Here is a 12,608-nt window from a genome sequence, read left to right as displayed (position 1 = left end):
AACGCTCCCTTCGGTCGCTCATCCCTCGCGCGGTTTAATCGAGCGGTCTCCCTTTCGGTCGGCCGCTCGACAGCGCGCGCCACCGCAGGCGGTTGGGCAGGTTCAAACCGGTAACCACACGCCCTGTACTGAACGTGAGTTTTCGTCCGAGGCCGCGTTGGCCGGTCCGTCCTGCCTAGCAATTCGCGATCGGGAAACCGGCCAGCCGATGCGGATCGGAACGTCGCGGTATTCGCTCACGCTTTTGGGACGCCGACCACTATCGCGCTCGAAGTCTCTCGTCTGACGAACCCTTAAGTAGCGCGATGGGTAACTACAGCGACGAATGGGCAACAAGAACAAGACGATCTCGTTCCGGGTCAACGAGGACGCCTTCGAGGCGCTCCAGGACATCGCCGCCGAGCGGGACATCTCGCTGTCGGCCGTCTTCCGGGACTACGTCGACCAACTGGTCGAACACGACGGCCAGGTGGCGGTCGTCCCCGAGGAGGAACTCGATCGCAACGGCGCGACCGGCGAGGGCGAGGAGGACCTCTCGTTTCCGCCGACCGTCGAGGTGCCCAAGAGCTTCATCCGCGAGCACGAGCGGCTGGAACTCGAGGCCGACCACCTCCGGGAGCAACTCGACGAGTACAAATCCTACGTGACGGAGCTTCAGGACCGCCTCGAGGACGAAGAGAACGAGGTCCTCCTGCTGGACGACCTGGACGAGGACGAGGAGTCCTACCAGCTCCGCTGAATCCCCGTCGGCGGGGCGTCTCGCTTATTTCGCTAGCTCTTGCTTCGCGTCCCGGATCGCCTCGTGTTGCTCGTCGGCCCCGTCGACGCGAGCCAGCCCTTCGGCGGCCTCGAGCGTCCGCACGGCGTCGTCGAGAAACGAGAGGATATCGCCGGGGTAGGCGTAGACCATGTAGTCGTCGCCCATCACGTCGACGATGGCGTCGGGGCCGAGGCCCTGGGCGCGTAACTCGAGCAGGTAGCGGACGAACTTCCGTTCCGGACAGCCGCAGTAGGGGTTGTCCTCGCAGTCGCAATCGAGGAAGTCCTCGCTGAAGTCGAGCACCCGATCGCGAGTGGCGTCGTCCAGCTTCTCGAGTCCCTCGCCCTGGAAGAGGATATCGAGCGTCGCCCCCTTGAAGACGCCCTTCGGGACGTTCGTCTCCAGCTGGGAGCTGATCTGCCGGTGGTTCTTGAGGTAGATCTTGTCGGTGATGGCCACGCGTTAGTGGTCGTTCGGGATCGGCGTCGAAAAGCGTCCCGGTCCCGACTCGAGTCGGGCGGTGGGCTCGCTGGCGAGCGGAATCCGCGCCAGGGTGTGGCACCCGCCCCTCGAGTCGTAACGTATTTCAGGTCCACCGGGCCTACTATGGCGTGCAAGCGTGTCCGGGTTGGGGTAGTGGTTATCCTTCAGCCTTGTGGAGGCTGAGACGCGGGTTCGATTCTCGCACCCGGACTTTTTCACGACGACCATCGGGAGGAGTGGAAAAGCCGGAAGGCGAAATCGAACCCTGGAAGCCGCAGCGCCGAGCGAAGTCGTTCGAAAGGCGCAGAGCGCCTTTCGTGATGACGAGAGACCGAAGGTCTCTCGAACCACGAGGCGACCGTCTTCCTTCGGTTCGATTCTCGCACCCGGACCTTCTGTGGCGAACAACTTCGTGAGCCACAGAAATCGTCTGAGAATCGAACCAGACGAGTCGCGCGCAACGAGCGGCCTCGCCGCGAGTGAGCACGTCTCGGCGTGGTTCGATTCTCGCACCCGAACGGTCTCGATTGGTTGGTCTCTCGACCTCCAGTCTCCGCTCGAGGGGCTGCCTCACTCCGTCTCCCAGCCGCGTACGTCGGATTCCTCGAGAAAGAGCGACGGATCGTCGTGCGAGAAGGTGAGCCGCTCCTCTGACCCGTCGGCCGCCGCGCCGACGTAGACCGGCAGTTCCTCCTCGAGCAGCGCCGCCTCGAGCACTGGCCTGGCCGCGGCCATCGAGTAGGTGAGCGGGAGACAGACCGCCGTCTCGGTGTCGGTGTCGCGTTCGACGGCGAGGGCGAACCGGCGGTCGCCGCCGTCGGCGGGGCGGTAGTAGACCTCGGCGTCGTCGATCGAGACGTCGCCGTCGACGAGCGACGCGAGCAGGTCGTACGTCTCGTCGTCGACGAGCACCTCGAAGCCGCGTCGGTCGTCGTCCGCGAGCGGCGAGACGGACTCGGGGGCGGGAACGACGACGTCCCAGCCCTCTTCCCGGTAGCTGTCGGCGATGGCGGTGGCGTCGGCGAGCAGATCGTCCCACTCGCGCGTCGACACCCCGTCGTCGGTCATCGGTACCCCTCCGGTCGGTGACGGGCGATCATGTGCGAGGCCGACAACGGCGAGGCCGAAAACGTTACCGCTGGGGATCCTCGGCTCCGGACCGGTAACCGACGGCGAACTCGTACGCGACGAGACCGAGGAACGCGCCGGCACCGATCGCGAGTACGAGGACGCTCTGGAGCGCCTCGAGATCGGACAGCAGGTGCCAGCCGAGGCCGTCCTCGAGTTGCGTATCGCCGGCGAACGTCACGGCGAAGACGCCCGTGGCGATGACGGCGAACCGAATCCGGGTTCGTCGGGTGACCGCGTCGTCGGTCCGCGCGAGGGACAGTTGCGGGACGACGACGGCGAGACCGGCGACGAGCACGAACGCAGGGAGCGGATACCGGTTCAGATCGACGCCGACCGCGCGATCGAGAAGCGGCATGCCGAGGAGCACGAACAGAAACAGGAGGAGCAACGACGCGAGGATCACCAGGTTCTCCCGGGACGGCATACCGGACTGGGCACGTCGACTACCTATCAACCCTTCGATGGTACCGGGGAGGGTCCGACTCGAGGTGCCGTGACGGCCCCGGCGAACGCGGGCCGCCGCGAACCCAACGGTTTTGCCGGTCGCGCGACCCACCTCGAGTATGACCGAGGCTGCGGATATCGTCCTGACGAACGCGGCGGTCCACGCCCTCTCGGACGACGCGGTCTACGAGGCGATCGCCATCCGGGACGGCGAGATCGTTCGCGTCGGCAAGCGCTACGAGGTGGCGTTCCTCGAGGGCGTCGAGACCGAGACGATCGACTGCGAGGGACGGGTCGTCCTGCCGGGCTTCATCGACGCCCACACGCACATGGAGCAACTCGGCCAGCACCTGGTCCACGCGGACCTCTCGAGCGCCGAGAGCCGCGAGGCGTGTCTGGAACTGCTCGCCGACCAGGCCGAGCGCGACCCCGACCGCGAATGGGTGCTCGGCTTCGGGTACGACGAGAGCGAGTGGGGGGCCGACGCCGAGCGACTCACGCGGGACGAACTCGACGGGGTCAGCGAGAACCGACCGGTCGCTGCCCTGCGGGTCGATCTGCACACGATCTCGTTGAACTCCGTCGCCCTCGAGCGTCTGCGCGACGAATTACCCGAGGAGGACCTGCTGTACGAGGGCGGTGAGCCGACGGGAATCGCCGTCGAGGACGCCGCGGAGGCCGTCCGGCGGACGATCACGGCCGATCGCGACGAGATGCGGGAGGTCCTCGAGGCGGCGACGACCCGCGCGGTCGAACTCGGGGTCACCTGCGTCCACGACAAGGTCAGAGACTCCGTCGCGCCGCGGGTCTACCGCGACCTGGCCGCCGACGGCGACCTCCCGCTCCGGGTTCGGATCGACTACTGGAGCGACCACCTCGAGGCGCTGACGGAGGTCGGACTCGGAACGAACGACGGCGACGGCTTCGTCCGGACGGGAGCGATCAAGTCCTTCTCCGACGGCAGTCTCGGAAGCCGGACGGCGAAGCTCTCGGAGCCCTACGCCGACGCCGAGGCACAGGACGCGGACGACGGACCCGAGGACGAGCGCGGCCAGTGGGTCGTCGACCCCGACGACCTCGCGTCGCTGGTCGAGCGAGCGACCGCGGAGGAGTTCCAGGTCTGTGTCCACGCCATCGGCGACGAGGCCATCGAGGAGACGCTCGCGACGCTCGAGTCGACCCCGGATCCCGCCGGTTCGCGCCACCGGATCGAACACGTAGAACTGGCGACCGACGACCACCTCGAGCGGATGGCCGAGGCGGGGATCGTCGCCTCGATGCAGCCGAACTTCCACCGCTGGGCCGACGAGGGTGGTCTCTACGATCGGCGACTCGGCGACGAACGCCGACGCAACTCGAACCGCTTCCGAGACGTCCTCGAGGCCGACGTCCCGCTGGCGTTCGGCTCCGACTGCATGCCGCTGGATCCGCTGTTGGGAATCCACTACGCCGTGAACGCGCCGACCGAGGCCCAGCGGCTCACCGTCACCGAGGCGATCGAGGCCTACACCCGCGGTGCCGCCTACGCGGGCTTCGACGAGGACCGCCTGGGGACGCTCGAGCCCGGGACGTGTGCAGATCTGGTCGTACTCGAGGACTCCCCCTGGGAACGACCGGATCGGATCGACGACATCGACGTGGCGATGACCGTCGTCGACGGGACGGTGGTCTTCGACGGTCGTGGCGAATAGCACCTCTCACCGGCGAATCGCCGGGTTCGGAACGGGAGCCGCCACACAGGTGTGGGATTCATAGCCGTCGACGGTGAAGCCGCGCGTATGGCCGGCCCGAGGGTTATCGCCGAGATCACGCTCGTCCATCCCGAACTGGTGCTCACCCCGACGATCGAGGCGGTCCCGGAGGTGACGACCGAACTCGAGTATCAGACGATCGCCGCTCCAGGGGAGTACTACCTCTTCTTCCAGGCTCACGGCGGCGACTTCGATCGGTTCGATCGCGCCGTCGCGACCGATCCGACGGTCTCGGACCCGGTCGTCATCGTCGACGGCGACGAGTTCCGGGTGTATCGGATGCGACTCACCTCGTCAGAGCGACTGGTCCTGCCCAAAGCCGCCGACCTCGGCATCCGCGTCCTCCGGGCCGAGAGCGGCCGTGGCGGCTGGATCGCGACGCTCGAGATCCCCGAACGCGAGGCCCTGCGCGAGTTTCGACGGCTCTGTACCGACCTCGACGTCTCGTTCACCGTCGACCGACTCTTTCACGCGGACGAGGAGTCCGCCGGCGAGGAGTACGGCCTGACGCCCGTCCAGGCGCGGACGCTCGTCACCGCCTACGAGCACGGCTACTTCGAGAATCCCCGAGGTGCGTCGGTCGAGGACCTCGCGGACGATCTCGGCGTCTCCTCTTCGGCGGTCAGCGGTCGTCTCCGTCGCGGGCTCGGCCGGCTTGTCGAGAACACCCTCGTCCGGTGAGCCGAGCGAGTGCGGTCGAACGAACCCGTTCTCGGCTGGACCGACGCCACGTCTCTCGGGAGTTATAAAACGAGGAATATGCCGTCCGCCGATTCAACCGGCTGGTAGCCCTACTGAGAGTAATGAACGTCGCCGTCCTCGAGCACGATGGGTCGCCGATCCACGAGAACTTCTTCGATCCCGCCGCACCCGCCCAGCCGTCGCGAACGATCGTCCGTGCGCTCGAGGCCGTCTCGGGCCGCCCCTCGGTCGAGTTCGCTCCGCTGTACGAGTCGATCGACGTCGAAGCGCTCGACCGGTTCTTCGCTCACGCGAACGCCAAAGACGAGGGCCTGGCACCGGTAGCCGTCGAGATCCCCGTCGCCGAGTGGCTGATCGTCGTCTCGGGCGAGGGCTGCGTTCGGGTGTACGAGTGTGACTGTGAGACCGCTGCCGGCAGCGTCACACGCGAACTCGAGTAAGGGTCGGATATCGCCGGCACGCTGTCCGGCCGAACGGTGTGGAGCGGCGATCCGATCACGTCCCGTTCGGATCGATATCGACGCACGCCAGGCGAGACACGCCGTCAGCGCCGTCGTCGCGGACGGGCCGGAGACGCCGGAGTTCGTCGTCTCCGACACCTGCCAGGACGGAACCGCCAGACGGCTCGCGACGCAGTGGGTCGGCCGCGTCGGGGGCGGACTCCTGGCGGTCGCACTCGGTGTCGCCATTCGCCTCTGGGGGTAACGGAGTCGCTTTTCCGCGCTGTGGCATCGACGGAACCGGTACGGTTATGTGAACACGTTGAGCAGTACCGTCGATGATCGGCGCGCTGCTCGCAGTCGGCGGGATCGCCTGTCTCGCCTACGGCGCGTGGAACCTCCGGCCTGCGTACCACGTCTACCGCGGGGAGACCGACGACGTCGTGTCGGTCGAACGGGTCGACGGCCCCGTCGAACTCGAGGGAACCGCGACCGAACTCGCGGGGACGGTCGAGGCTCCGCTGACCGGAACGCCGTGTCTCGCTTACGAGTACGAAGTCGAAGAGCACCAGTCCAGCGGCAAGAACTCCTCGTGGAACACCGTCGACTCCGGGAGCGCGGCCGTCCCGTTTCGCCTCGAGGACGAGACGGCGAGCGTCCGGGTCGAGCCGGCGGGTGCGGACTTCGCGCTGACGACCGACGAACGGATCGACGTCGACGGCGGTGAACCCGAGCCGGAACCGGTTCGGCGGTTCCTCGAGACGGAATCCGACCTCGAGTCGGAGAACCGGTCGCTCGACCTCGCCGTGGTCGAGATCGCGACGGGCAACGACCGGCGCTACTACGAACGGCGGCTGGATCCGGGCGGGGAGGTGTACGTCCTCGGCCAGACGACCTACGACGTCGAGGCTCGGGAGACGATGCGCGATATCAGCGCCGTCGTCGAGGACGGCCCCGAGTCGCCGGTCTTCGTCGTCGCGGATACGTGTCAGGACGGTGCCGCCAGGCTGCTGGCCCGCCGGGGGCTCGTCTGGTTCGGGTTCGGGCTGGCGCTGCTCGCGTTCGGGGTCGTCTCGGTCCTGTAGTCGTCGCCGGTCGCCCCGCCGGTTTTTGTCGCTGGCCGTCCACGCCACGGCTATGGACGTCGGACTCATGACGGCAGCAGGGAGCGACGCCGACCCCGCGACGACGGCCGTACGGGCCGAGAACCTGGGCTACGACGCGGTGTGGGTCGGCGAACTCTGGGGCGAGAGCAGCGTCGTGCAGCTGGCCGAGATGGCGACCCGGACCGACGACCTCGCCCTCGGCAGCGCCATCCTGAACGTCTACTCGCGGTCGCCGGCCGTCCTCGCGATGACGGCGGCGTCGCTCCAGCGCGCCTCGAGCGGCCGGTTCACGCTCGGCCTGGGCACGAGCACGCCGAAGGCCGTCGAGGACCTGCACGGGCTGTCGTTCGACCGGCCGGTCCGTCGCGCCCACGAGACGATCGAACTCGTTCGGGCGTTCACCGGGGAGACGACCGACTCAGGCGAGCCGGTCGACTACGACGGGGAACTGCTCTCGGCCGCGGATTTCCCGGCGCTCGAGTCGCCCGTCCCGATCTATCACGCCGGACTCGGCCCCGCCAACCGCCGCGTGGTCGGCCGGCTCTGTGACGGCTGGATCCCGCACAACATCCCCTTCTCGCGGCTTGAGGACGCCTTCGAGGAGGTCGCGGCTGCGGCCCGCAAACGCGAGCGGGAACCCGACGATATCACGATCGCACCGTACGTCCCCGCGGCCGTCAGCGAGGATCCCGACGAGGCTCGCGAGCTGGTACGCCGGCACGTCGCCTACTACGTCGGTAGTGGCGAGGGGTACCGGAACGCGGTCGCGATGGCCTACCCCGAAGCCGCCCAGCGCGTGGCCGACGCCTGGCGGGGCGGCGACAAACGCGGTGCAACGGAGGCGGTAACCGAGGCGATGGTCGAGGACCTGGGGGTCGCGGCGACGCCGGAGAACGCCCGCGATCGACTCGAGACGCTGGTCGCCGAGACGGGCATCGATCACCCGATCGTCGTGGTTCCCGATCCGGCCGACGAGTCGGTCTGGGAGACGACGATCGAGGCGCTGGCCCCCGCGTGACCGTCCGAGCGTGTACGCGAGCCCCTCGAGAACCGCCTCGAGGCCTTGCCAATCCCGGTATGACGTTTTTGGAGCGACCGCCCGACAGTGGGGACCGAGGAGCCGTCCTCTGATTCCCCATGTCCGACGACAAGACGAACTACACGGATTTCATCGGCGAAGTACAGCATCGCATCGAAGCCGGCCGGCAGGCCGAAGCCGTGCGGACGACCCGTGCGGTGCTCGAGACGATCGGCGAGCGCGTCGACGAGGGCGGCGCGACCGACATCGCCAGCCCGCTCCCGATGGAGGTCGATCGCTACCTGCTCGAGGCCGATCACGGCCAGCAGTTCGACTTCGACGAGTTCGTCGGGCGAGTCCACGACCGGCTTAACTACGAGGACCTCGACCTCGAGACCGGCTACGGGAAACCCTCCGGCGTCGACGAGGCCGACACCGTCTTCCGGATCAAGGCGGTGACGGCGCTGTTGAGCGAGACGGTCCCCGGCGGCCAGATGGCCAACGTCGAGGAGCAGCTCCCGGAGGAGTTCGGGGAGATGTTCGAACTCGTCGACGCGGAGACGAAGCCGTGGGAACAGCAACGACAGGATTGAGGCGGCGCTGACGTTTGGATACCGTCGTTTTCGCCACACCTCGATGGCGGTTCGTTTACGCGCCCCTCCGTTTTCGAAGGGTGACGACGCGGTACCCGGTACCCGCGCGCAGGGCTCGGGAGCGGTCGATCAGCACTCGACCTCGATCCGCCGTCCCGACTCGGCGGACTCGTAGGCGGCCTCGATCGCCCGCAGGTCCGCGACCCCGTCGGCCCCGTCCGGTTCGGGGTCGGTGTCGGTCAGCACGCAGTAGCCGAAGTAGTCGAACTCCTCGCGGACCTCGTCGACCGGGGGGCCGGTGTACTCCATGCGCAGGTCGCCGCTCTCGACGACCATCTCCTGTGGGACGACGCCGCCGAACGGCGAACTGATCGCGATCCGGCCGTCGCTCCCGATCAACTCGAGTCGGCTGCTCGCGTGGGCGTCGAAACTCGCCGTACAGGAGGCCGTCGCGCCGCTTGGGAACGCCAGCTGGAAGGCGACGTGTTCGTCCACCTGCTCGAACGGCTCGCCGCTCGAGTGGGTCGTCGCGTAGACGCCGTCGGGATCGCACTCGAGCAGGTAACGGGTCGTGTTCAGCGGATAGATGCCGAGGTCCACGAGCGCGCCGCCGCCGGCCATCTCGGGATCGAGCCGCCAGGTATCGGGGCCGGCGTGCTCGAGGATCGGGTGGGAGAAGCTCCCGTGGATCTGGACGACGTCGCCGACGACGCCGTCGCGGACGAGGTCCCGGGTCCGCCGGACCGTCGACTCGGTCTGCAAGCGATACGCCGTCATGAGGGTGACGTCCGCCCGATCGCAGGCGTCGACGACGTCGCGAGCGCGCTCGACCGAGGTGGTAAGCGGTTTCTCGCAGAGGACGTGTTTGCCGTGGTCGGCCGCCGCGATCGCGTACTCGGCGTGGGTCGCGTTGGGCGTCGCGACGTAGACGGCGTCGTAGACGGCGACGTGATTGCCCGCGAGAAAGCCCTCGTAGTCGACCACGTGATTCACGTCGAACTCGCTGGCCAGCGCCCGCGCCCGGTCGGGTGACCCCGTCACCAGCGCGGTCGTCTCGCAGTAGTCGCCGGCGGCGATGGCCGGCAACGCACGATTGCGCGCGAAGCCGCCGACGCCGACGACGGCCACCCGTACCGTTCCATCCGGGGTCGTCCGCTCCCAGTCCCGCCGCCTGAATCCGGCGAAGGCGTCCTCGAGTGCCATAACCACACTAGGGACCGCACGCCAAAGGTCCCAGTTCACGACGGGCTGACTGTCGACGGCGTGAACACGTTCGTTCGCCTGAACAACCGACGATTCGTTTTCGGCCGTCGTATCACGGGGTGGTATCTCCCCGGTCTCCAGTACCGAAGGAAAAAATTATTCAATAGCGGGGTGTGAGGTGAGAGTAACCACAGGTGACGTAGAATGGTCAAAATGGAAACCGCGGAGCTGGATACCGATTTGAGTCTGTTCAAATACGACAATCTCGAACAGCTCCCGCCCCAATACCGCGAGTTAGACGAGGCCGAACGCACCGAACGCATCGAGGCGGCGCTCGAGGAACTCGGGGACGACGCCGTGATTCTCGGGCACAACTACCAGCGCCGGGAGATCGTCGAGCACGCCGACTTCGTCGGCGACTCCTACCAGTTGTCGAAGGAGGCCGCCGAGGCCGACGCCGAGTACGTGATCTTCGGCGGCGTCACGTTCATGGCCGAGAGCGCGGACATCATCACCGACGACGACCAGACGGTGATCCTCCCGTCGATGGAGGCCTCGTGTCCGATGGCCGGGATGGCCGAGGCGCTGCAGGTCGACGCGGCGTGGGCCGAGATCACGGCGGCCGCGCCTGACTCGGAGATCATCCCGATCACGTACATGAACTCCTACGCGGACCTGAAGGCGTTCTGTGCGAGTCAGGGCGGGCTCGTCTGCACGTCTTCGAACGCGCACGAGGCGTTCGAGTACGCCTTCGAGAAGGGCGACAAGGTGCTGTTCCTGCCGGACAAGCACCTCGGGGAGAACACGGCCTACCGACTCGGCATGGAGGACGATATCGCCGAGTGGGACCCGTGGGACCCCGAGGGGAAAGACGCCGAGGAGGTCGCCGAGAGCGACATCGTCCTCTGGGACGGCTACTGCCAGGTCCACGAGCGGTTCCGCGAGGACCACATCGAGGAGATTCGCGACGAGCATCCGGACGCGAACGTCGTCGTCCACCCCGAGTGTCGCCGCGAGGTCGTCGAGGCGGCCGACGTCGTCGGTTCGACCAGCACCATCTGCGAGACCGTCGCGAACGCCGATCCCGGCGAGAAATGGGCGATCGGCACCGAGATCCACCTCACCAATCACCTCCAGCGCTGGCACCCCGAGGTCGAGGTGCTACCGCTGTGTGGCGAGGCCTGCATGGACTGCAACGCGATGCGCCAGATCGACCCCAACTACCTCGCGTGGGTCCTCGAGGAACTCGTCGAGGGTCGCGAACGCAACGTGATCGAGGTCGCCCCCGAGGAGAAGGAACTCGCGGAAGTGGCGCTCGACCGCATGCTCGAGATCTAACCATGGCCGGGACCGACACCAGCGAGGCGACGACGACCGACGGCGAGACGACCGACGTCCTCGTCGTCGGCAGCGGTATCGCGGGCTGTGCGGCCGCGCTCTCGGCCGCCCGGGAGGGGAGCGACGTCCTCCTGCTGACCAAGGCGAGCAAACCCGACGACGCAAGCACCGACTGGGCGCAGGGCGGCATCTCGACCACTCGCGGCAACCCCGAGTCGCTCAAGGAAGACATCCTCGAGGCGAGCGACGGTACTGCCGACCCCGACGCGGTCGACACGCTCGTCGAAAACGCCGACGACGCCGTCGAGGACGTGCTGGTCGACACTCTCGAGATCGACTTCGACGAGACCGAGGACGGCGAGTTCGATTATACGCGCGAGGCGGCCCACTCCGAACGGCGTATTCTGCACGTCGACGCCGCGACGGGTACCCACATCCTGCGGCCGTTCCTGAACTACGTCGACGACCACGAGCGCATCGAGGTCCGCCAGGACACCGCCGCGCTCGCGTTGATCACCGCCGAAGGACGCGTTCACGGGGTAGTCAGTGACGAAGCGCCCGAGGGCCACCCGATCTACGCCGGCGCGACGATCCTCGCGACCGGCGGCATCGGTGCCCTCTACGGCCGTTCGACCAACCCCGACGACGCGACCGGCGACGGCATCGCCATGGCCGCCCTCGCCGGGGCCGACGTCGAAGACCTCGAGTACGTGCAGTTCCACCCGACGGCGTACGCGGGCAGCGAGGCGGGACGCATCTCGAAGCGAAGCGACGAAGACCCAGAGCAGGACGAAACGTTCCTGCTCTCGGAAGCCCTTCGCGGCGAGGGGGCAGTGCTCCGCAACGGCGACGGGGAGCGCTTCATGGGCGACTACCATCCCGACGCCGAACTCGCGCCGCGGGACGTCGTCGCCCGCGCGGTCGAGACGGAGCGAGAGGAAACGGGCGAGGTCGTGTTGGACGTGAGTACACTCGAGGGCGAGTTCGAAGCGGCGTTCCCGAACGTCGCCGAGAAGTGCCGCGATCGGGGTATCGAGGGCGACGAGATTCCCGTCGCACCCTGCGAGCACTTCCTCTGTGGCGGCATCGCGGTCGACGACCGTGGCCGGACGTCGCTCGACCGGCTCTACGCCGTCGGCGAGTGCGCCCGCACCGGCGTCCACGGCGCGAACCGACTCGCGAGCACGAGCCTGCTCGAGGGGCTGGTCTGGGGGCTGCGAGCGGGCAGCGATGCAACCGGCTTCGAGCCCGCGGTCGTCGAAGCGCCCGAACTCCGCGACAGCGACCCCGAACTCCCCGAGCGCTTCGCCGCGGAGAAGTTCACCCGTCTGCAGCGGACGATGGACGAGTACCTCGGCCTCGAGCGGGACCCCGACGAGATCGCCCGCGCCAGTGCCGTCTTCCGGCGGCTCAAGGGCGAGGTCGACGCGTACACCCGCACCCGGACGGCTCGAGCGCTCTACGAACTGCGGAACGCGAGCGTCGTCGCGCTGTTGATCGCTCGAGCAGCGAGCGAGAACACGGAATCGACGGGCTGTCACTACGTCCCCGAAGCCAATCCAGCGGGCACGGCCGGGCAGTAATCGGCCGCCGTTCGTCGGGAGCTTCGATCGACGCGGACGTCCGACGGATCGATACT

At 67.7% G+C, this 12,608-nt stretch carries 13 protein-coding genes and 1 tRNA gene; 10 read left to right on the top strand and 4 right to left on the bottom strand.

All coding sequences use genetic code 11. From position 1 onward, the window contains the following. Positions 1 to 325: 325 nt before the first annotated feature. The gene (locus TX79_RS05815; protein ID WP_049926338.1) at positions 326 to 739 is read left to right on the top strand and encodes a ribbon-helix-helix protein, CopG family; all 414 of its coding nucleotides are present in this window, start codon (positions 326 to 328) and stop codon (positions 737 to 739) included. Positions 740 to 763: 24 nt separating this feature from the next. Here the strand turns inward: TX79_RS05815 and TX79_RS05810 are convergent, their stop codons facing one another. Beyond that, the gene (locus TX79_RS05810) at positions 764 to 1,219 is read right to left on the bottom strand and encodes a DUF5814 domain-containing protein (RefSeq protein WP_049926336.1); all 456 of its coding nucleotides are present in this window, start codon (positions 1,217 to 1,219) and stop codon (positions 764 to 766) included. A gap of 163 nt (positions 1,220 to 1,382) precedes the next feature. Here TX79_RS05810 and TX79_RS05805 point away from each other — a divergent pair. After that, a tRNA-His gene (locus tag TX79_RS05805) sits at positions 1,383 to 1,454 on the top strand. A 359-nt stretch (positions 1,455 to 1,813) separates the two neighbouring features. On the opposite strand, the gene TX79_RS05800 is transcribed toward TX79_RS05805, so the two are convergent. Together TX79_RS05800 and TX79_RS05795 are read right to left on the bottom strand one after the other, a co-directional pair. Then, positions 1,814 to 2,311: a DUF7529 family protein gene (locus TX79_RS05800; RefSeq protein WP_049926334.1), complete on the bottom strand. Its 498-nt coding sequence runs from the start codon at positions 2,309 to 2,311 to the stop codon at positions 1,814 to 1,816. 64 nt (positions 2,312 to 2,375) lie between these two features. Further along, positions 2,376 to 2,798: a hypothetical protein gene (locus tag TX79_RS05795; protein ID WP_049926333.1), complete on the bottom strand. Its 423-nt coding sequence runs from the start codon at positions 2,796 to 2,798 to the stop codon at positions 2,376 to 2,378. Between the two features lie 139 nt (positions 2,799 to 2,937). On the opposite strand from TX79_RS05795, the gene TX79_RS05790 reads away from it, so the two are divergent. From TX79_RS05790 to TX79_RS05760, 6 genes are all read left to right on the top strand, one after another. Further along, the gene (locus TX79_RS05790) at positions 2,938 to 4,509 is read left to right on the top strand and encodes an amidohydrolase (protein WP_049926332.1); all 1,572 of its coding nucleotides are present in this window, start codon (positions 2,938 to 2,940) and stop codon (positions 4,507 to 4,509) included. A gap of 87 nt (positions 4,510 to 4,596) precedes the next feature. Next, on the top strand, positions 4,597 to 5,250 hold the full coding sequence (locus tag TX79_RS05785) for a helix-turn-helix domain-containing protein (RefSeq protein WP_049926331.1): 654 nt from the start codon (positions 4,597 to 4,599) through the stop codon (positions 5,248 to 5,250). Positions 5,251 to 5,372: 122 nt separating this feature from the next. Further along, positions 5,373 to 5,711, top strand: coding sequence for a HalOD1 output domain-containing protein (locus TX79_RS05780; protein WP_049926329.1), 339 nt, complete (start codon positions 5,373 to 5,375; stop codon positions 5,709 to 5,711). 338 nt (positions 5,712 to 6,049) lie between these two features. Then, entirely contained in the window at positions 6,050 to 6,796 is a 747-nt protein-coding gene (locus tag TX79_RS05770; RefSeq protein ID WP_049926325.1) for a GIDE domain-containing protein, read from the top strand. 52 nt (positions 6,797 to 6,848) lie between these two features. Further along, positions 6,849 to 7,835 carry an LLM class flavin-dependent oxidoreductase gene (locus TX79_RS05765; protein WP_049926324.1) on the top strand — a complete coding sequence of 329 codons (987 nt, stop codon included), beginning with the start codon at positions 6,849 to 6,851 and terminating at the stop codon, positions 7,833 to 7,835. 119 nt (positions 7,836 to 7,954) lie between these two features. Then, positions 7,955 to 8,428 carry a DUF2267 domain-containing protein gene (locus TX79_RS05760; RefSeq protein WP_049926322.1) on the top strand — a complete coding sequence of 158 codons (474 nt, stop codon included), beginning with the start codon at positions 7,955 to 7,957 and terminating at the stop codon, positions 8,426 to 8,428. A 129-nt stretch (positions 8,429 to 8,557) separates the two neighbouring features. On the opposite strand, the gene gfo6 is transcribed toward TX79_RS05760, so the two are convergent. Further along, positions 8,558 to 9,631 carry a D-xylose 1-dehydrogenase Gfo6 gene (gene gfo6 / locus TX79_RS05755; RefSeq protein ID WP_049926320.1) on the bottom strand — a complete coding sequence of 358 codons (1,074 nt, stop codon included), beginning with the start codon at positions 9,629 to 9,631 and terminating at the stop codon, positions 8,558 to 8,560. A gap of 204 nt (positions 9,632 to 9,835) precedes the next feature. Between gfo6 and nadA the strand changes: the two genes are divergently transcribed. Further along, the gene (gene nadA / locus TX79_RS05750) at positions 9,836 to 10,969 is read left to right on the top strand and encodes a quinolinate synthase NadA (protein WP_049926318.1); all 1,134 of its coding nucleotides are present in this window, start codon (positions 9,836 to 9,838) and stop codon (positions 10,967 to 10,969) included. 2 nt (positions 10,970 to 10,971) lie between these two features. Continuing rightward, positions 10,972 to 12,552: an L-aspartate oxidase gene (locus tag TX79_RS05745; protein WP_049926316.1), complete on the top strand. Its 1,581-nt coding sequence runs from the start codon at positions 10,972 to 10,974 to the stop codon at positions 12,550 to 12,552. Positions 12,553 to 12,608 lie beyond the last annotated feature (56 nt).

Origin of the sequence: Halopiger goleimassiliensis (assembly GCF_000455345.1) — an archaeon.
Classification (GTDB): domain Archaea; phylum Halobacteriota; class Halobacteria; order Halobacteriales; family Natrialbaceae; genus Halopiger_A; species Halopiger_A goleimassiliensis.
Note: the sequence above shows the minus strand (reverse complement) of the source record. Positions and strands in the feature narration are given on the sequence as shown.

Excerpts from the sequence above, each read along its gene's own strand:
- TX79_RS05815 (WP_049926338.1), top strand. The coding sequence starts at position 326 with ATGGGCAACAAGAACAAGACGATCTCGTTCCGGGTCAACGAGGACGCC.
- TX79_RS05800 (WP_049926334.1), bottom strand. The coding sequence starts at position 2,311 with ATGACCGACGACGGGGTGTCGACGCGCGAGTGGGACGATCTGCTCGCC.
- TX79_RS05795 (WP_049926333.1), bottom strand. The coding sequence starts at position 2,798 with ATGCCGTCCCGGGAGAACCTGGTGATCCTCGCGTCGTTGCTCCTCCTG.
- TX79_RS05790 (WP_049926332.1), top strand. The coding sequence starts at position 2,938 with ATGACCGAGGCTGCGGATATCGTCCTGACGAACGCGGCGGTCCACGCC.
- TX79_RS05785 (WP_049926331.1), top strand. The coding sequence starts at position 4,597 with ATGGCCGGCCCGAGGGTTATCGCCGAGATCACGCTCGTCCATCCCGAA.
- TX79_RS05780 (WP_049926329.1), top strand. The coding sequence starts at position 5,373 with ATGAACGTCGCCGTCCTCGAGCACGATGGGTCGCCGATCCACGAGAAC.
- TX79_RS05770 (WP_049926325.1), top strand. The coding sequence starts at position 6,050 with ATGATCGGCGCGCTGCTCGCAGTCGGCGGGATCGCCTGTCTCGCCTAC.
- TX79_RS05765 (WP_049926324.1), top strand. The coding sequence starts at position 6,849 with ATGGACGTCGGACTCATGACGGCAGCAGGGAGCGACGCCGACCCCGCG.
- TX79_RS05760 (WP_049926322.1), top strand. The coding sequence starts at position 7,955 with ATGTCCGACGACAAGACGAACTACACGGATTTCATCGGCGAAGTACAG.
- gfo6 (WP_049926320.1), bottom strand. The coding sequence starts at position 9,631 with ATGGCACTCGAGGACGCCTTCGCCGGATTCAGGCGGCGGGACTGGGAG.
- nadA (WP_049926318.1), top strand. The coding sequence starts at position 9,836 with ATGGTCAAAATGGAAACCGCGGAGCTGGATACCGATTTGAGTCTGTTC.
- TX79_RS05745 (WP_049926316.1), top strand. The coding sequence starts at position 10,972 with ATGGCCGGGACCGACACCAGCGAGGCGACGACGACCGACGGCGAGACG.